Consider the following 751-nt stretch of genomic DNA (forward strand, 5'->3'; position numbering starts at 1 on the left):
GCGAGCCTGATGGCCAAGCTCGAGGTCCGCAATTTGTCCGAAGCCCTGCGGATCGCCTTTGCCGCGGGCATGGGCCGCAAGCCGAAGTGACTGCGACCTCTACGTAGCGACGGGACGGGGCGCGATATGCGATCGATGGTGCAATCGTCACACGGGTGTCCGCTTCTCGCAATGCCATCGGTCCGTTCCACCCAGCATGATGGCAGATACACCATCCTCGTTTCCGACGACGATCCCGGCGTGCGGCGTGGCCTCCAGCTGCTGCTGAGATCGCGCGGCTATGCTGTGTGGGGATATACCACCGGCCACGCGCTGTTGGCCGACCCGCGCGCGAAGGAAGCAGACTGCGTCATCCTCGACTATCGCATGCCCGACATCGACGGATTCGCGATGCTGCGTCACCTTCGCGAGATCGGATGGTCGGGACGCGCCATCATGATCTCAGGCTTTCACGACACGCTGCTGGCCTCGCGGGCCGCCGAGGCGGGCTTCGATCACGTTCTCGCAAAGCCTTTGATCGGCAGGGCTTTGCTCGATGCGTTGGACCGGCACCGCGCCGAGACGCTTCGAAAGCATTGAGTTATGGCGGCCTGCCCCAGCGGCCTCAGCCCGCGCGATGTGGAAAGCGGTCAGCGACGTCAAAGCCAGTGGCTGCGTTTGAACCGGATGTAGGGTCCGATGCAGACCGCAGCGATGACGCCGAGGATGACGAAATATCCCCATTGCGTCTTCAGTTCGGGCATATTCTCGA

At 63.0% G+C, this 751-nt stretch carries 1 protein-coding gene and 1 pseudogene; both read left to right on the forward strand.

Going from position 1 to position 751, the window contains the following annotated elements; genetic code table 11:
* Window positions 1-90: pseudogene (fixJ, locus tag QHC67_RS18905) on the forward strand (DNA-binding response regulator); the annotation flags it as partial.
* An 81-nt stretch (window positions 91-171) separates the two neighbouring features.
* Complete coding sequence (locus tag QHC67_RS18910) at window positions 172-579, forward strand: response regulator (protein WP_013039094.1); 408 nt, start codon at window positions 172-174, stop codon at window positions 577-579.
* Window positions 580-751 lie beyond the last annotated feature (172 nt).

Origin of the sequence: Sphingobium sp. (assembly GCF_033795625.1) — a bacterium.
Lineage (GTDB): Bacteria > Pseudomonadota > Alphaproteobacteria > Sphingomonadales > Sphingomonadaceae > Sphingobium.